At 64.2% G+C, this 4,141-nt stretch carries 2 protein-coding genes; both read right to left on the reverse strand.

Going from position 1 to position 4,141, the window contains the following annotated elements; translation table 11 throughout:
* The coding region (locus VF497_RS07095; protein ID WP_330887100.1) for an efflux RND transporter permease subunit at positions 1 to 2,924 on the reverse strand (2,924 nt) is incomplete at its 3' end.
* A 64-nt stretch (positions 2,925 to 2,988) separates the two neighbouring features.
* The coding region (locus VF497_RS07100) for an MdtA/MuxA family multidrug efflux RND transporter periplasmic adaptor subunit (RefSeq protein ID WP_330887102.1) at positions 2,989 to 4,141 on the reverse strand (1,153 nt) is incomplete at its 5' end.

Genomic DNA, 4,141 nt, shown 5'->3' on the forward strand with positions numbered 1-4,141 from the left:
GCGAAGTCGACCATCATGATCGCGTTCTTCTTGACGATGCCGATCAGCAGGATGATGCCGATGATGCCGACGATGCCGAGGTCGCTGCGCGCGATCATCAGCGCGAGCAACGCGCCGATGCCGGCCGAAGGCAACGTCGACAGGATCGTGATCGGATGGATGAAACTCTCGTAGAGCACGCCGAGCACGATGTACATCGTCACGATCGCGGCGAGGATCAGCAGCACCGTGTTGGTCAGCGAGGACTGGAATGCCGCGGCCGCACCCTGGAACTTGGTCTCGATGCTGAGCGGCATGCCGAGGTCCTGCTCGACCGCCTTGATCTTGGTCACCGCCGCGCCGAGCGACGCACCGGGTGCGAGATTGAACGACACCGTCGTCGCCGGGAACTGGGCGAGATGGTTGATCACGAGCGGTGCCGCGCGCTCGCTGAGTCGCGTCACCGTGTTGATCGGCACCTGTCCGTTCGTGCTCGTGCTGGCCGTGGCCGTGCTGATCGTGGTTCCCGAAGTGGTCGCGGTGCTTGTCGTCGAGGTAGCGCTTGTGCTGTTCGTCGACAGCGAACCGGCGGAGGTCTGCGAAACATTGTTCGCGCCCGACAAACCCGGGATGTACATCTTGTTGAGCGCGTTCGGGCCGTTCTGGAATTCAGGCTTCACTTCGAGCACGACGCGATACTGGTTCGACTCGGTGAAGATCGTCGAGACCAAGCGCTGGCCGAATGCGTCGTAGAGGATGTTGTCGATCGCCGCCGGAGTGATGCCGAGCCTGCCCGCGGTGTCGCGGTCTATGTCGAGATAGGCCTGCAAGCCTTGCGACTGCAGATCGCTGGCGACGTCGGCGAGCTCGGGCTGCGCTTTCAGTTTCTCGACCAGCTTCGGTACCCAGGTGTTGAGTTCATTGAGATCGGGCGAGCCGAGGGTGAACTGGTATTGCGTGCGGCTGACGCGGTCTTCGATCGTCAGATCCTGCACGGGCTGCAGATACAACGAAATGCCGGACAGCTTGGCCGCGTCGTCCTGCAGGCGGCGGATCACCGTCGCGGCGCCGTCGCGCGTGCCGTGCGGCTTGAGGTTGATCAGCAGACGCCCGCTGTTGAGCGTGGTGTTGGTGCCGTCGACGCCGATGAATGACGACAACGATTCGACCGCGGGATCTTTCAGGATCAGCGCCGCGAGCTGCTGCTGGCGCTCGGCCATCGAGGCGAACGAGACCGACTGCGGCGCTTCGGAGATGCCCTGGATCACGCCGGTATCCTGCACCGGGAAGAAACCCTTGGGCACGACGATGTAGAGGATCACCGTGAGCACGAGTGTCGCGACCGCGACGATCAACGTCGCGCGCTGGCGGTCGAGCACCCAGTTGAGCCAGCGCCCGTAGACTTCGATCGTGCGGTCGATCAGCTCATGCGACTTGCGCGCGAAACCGGATTCCTGCTCGAGCGTGCGGTGCCTGAGGATTTTCGCGCACAGCATCGGCACGAGCGTCAGCGAAACCACGGCCGAGATCAGGATCGTCACCGCCAGCGTGATCGCGAATTCCCGGAACAAGCGTCCGACTACATCGCCCATGAACAACAACGGGATCAGCACCGCAATCAGCGAGATGGTCAGGCTGACGATCGTGAAACCGATCTGGCCCGAGCCTTTCAGCGCGGCCTCGAATGGTGTATCGCCTTCCTCGAGATAGCGCGCGATGTTTTCGATCATCACGATCGCATCGTCGACGACGAAGCCGGTCGCGATGGTCAGCGCCATCATCGTCAGGTTATTGAGGCTGAAGCCGGCGAGGTACATCACCGCGAACGTGCCGACCAGCGACAGCGGCACCGAGAAGCTCGGGATGATCGTCGCCGGAAGATTGCGCAGGAACAGGAAGATCACGAGCACGACGAGCACGACCGACAGCAGCAGCTCGAATTGCACATCCTCGACCGAGGCGCGCACGGTCACGGTACGGTCGGTCAGCACGGCGACATCGACCGCGGCCGGCATCGAGGCGGTCAGCGTCGGCAGCATCGCCTTGACGCGATCGACCACTTCGATCACGTTCGCGCCGGGCTGGCGCTGGATGTTCATGACGATCGCCGGCGTCGTGTCCTTCCACGCGGCGAGCTTGTTGTTCTCGGCGCCTTCGATCACGTCGGCGACATCGCTCAAGTAGACCGGTGCGCCGTTCTTGTAGGCGATGATGATCTTGGCGTACTCGGCCGCCGACTTGATCTGGTCGTTGCCGTCGATCGTGTACGAGCGCGTCGGTCCGTCGAACGAACCCTTCGGGCCGTTGACGTTGGCGCCGGTGATCGCGGTGCGCAGGTCCTCGAGGCTCATGCCGAGCGATGCGAGTGCCGTCGGATTCGCCTGGATGCGCACGGCCGGGCGTTGCCCACCCGACAGGGTGACGAGGCCGACGCCCGAGATCTGCGAAATCTTCTGCGCGAGGCGCGTGTCGGCGAGATCCTGCACCTGCGGCAACGGCAGCGACTTCGACATCAGCGCGATCGTCAGCACCGCGGTGTCGGCCGGATTGACCTTGCTGTAGACCGGCGGCTGCGGCAGGTCGCTCGGCAGGAAATTTCCCGCAGCGTTGATCGCCGCCTGCACCTGCTGCTCGGCGATGTCGAGGCTCAGATCGAGGCTGAACTGCAACGTCACCACCGATGCGCCGGCCGAACTGGTCGACGACATCTGATTCAAGCCAGGCATCTGGCCGAGCTGGCGTTCGAGCGGCGCGCTGACCATCGAGGTCATCACCTCGGCACTCGCGCCGGGATACAGCGTGGTGATCTGGATCGTCGGGTAGTCGACTTCCGGCAGCGCGGACAGCGGCAGGTAGCGGTACGCCAGGATGCCGACGAGCAGGATCGCCGCCATCAGCAACGTCGTGGCGACGGGGCGCAGGATGAATGGGCGTGACGGATTCATCTCGTCTACCCAGCCGCGCGGACGACGCGATGCCCGTGCGTATTCGTACGCGGCGTCTCAGCAATCACTGTTTCTTCTCTTCCGCAGGTTTGGCATCCGCGGGCTTCGTGCTGTCGGGCTTGCTCTGCGTCGTACCGTCGGCGTTGGCGTTGCGGCGATGTTGGCCCTGCCCGCTTCCCTGGCGTTTCTGCGCATCAGGGTTCGGTACGGGTGCCGCGGCATGCGCGGGTGAGCCGGCGTCGGCGGAAGCATTCGTTGCGGGCAGCTCGACGACGCTGCCTTCGCGCAGCTTGTCGATGCCATCGGTGACGACGATCTCGCCGGGTTTGACGCCGTCGCTGATCGCGACGCGCTCGCCTTCGGTCGGACCGGTGGTGACCAGGCGCTGCGCGACGGTCTTGTCGGCCGGGTTGACGACGTAGACGAACAAGCCGTTCGCGGCGTGCTGCAGCGCCGAGGTCGGGATCACGGTGGCGCCGCGCAGCGTGTCGAGCAGCACGCGCACGTTGACGAACTGGTTGGTGAACAGGCTTTCGTCATCGTTGGCGAATTCGGCCTTGGCCTTGACCGTGCCGGTGTTCGCATCGATCGTGTTGTCGAGGCTGGCGAGCACGCCGTCGGCGAGCTTGTTCTTCAGCGCGCGGTCCCAGGCGTCGACCGGCAGCTTGTTGCCCGCATGCAGTTGCTTGATCACGGCCGGCAGACTGTCCTCGGTGATCGCGAACAGTACGTTGACCGGCTTCAGCTGCGTGATCGTGACGATCGCCGTGCCGTTGGACACGTTGTTGCCCGGATCGACCGCACGCAGGCCGACACGACCGCCGATCGGCGCGGTGATCTTCGTGTAGACAAGATTGACCTTGGCCGCCGCGACTGCGCCCTGGTCGGCACTGAGCGTGCCCTCGTACTGGTGCACGAGCGCTTTCTGCGAATCGAGTTGCTGGCGCGCAATCGAATCCTGTTCGAACAGGGTCTGGTAACGCGCAAGGTCGGTCTTCGCGTTCGCGAGCGTGGCCTGGTCGCGCGCGAGTGCGCCCTGTGCCTGCTCGAGTGCGGCCTGATACGGACGCGGATCGATTTCGGCGAGCAGGTCACCCTGCTTGACGAGCTGGCCTTCCTCGAACTTGACGTTGAGCAATTGCCCCGCGACCTGCGCGCCGATGGTGACATTGCGCAGCGGCGTGACCGAGCCCAGCGCGTTCAAGGTGATCTTGATG

This window comes from Rudaea sp., assembly GCF_036383415.1.
In the GTDB taxonomy this organism is placed as follows: domain Bacteria; phylum Pseudomonadota; class Gammaproteobacteria; order Xanthomonadales; family Rhodanobacteraceae; genus Rudaea.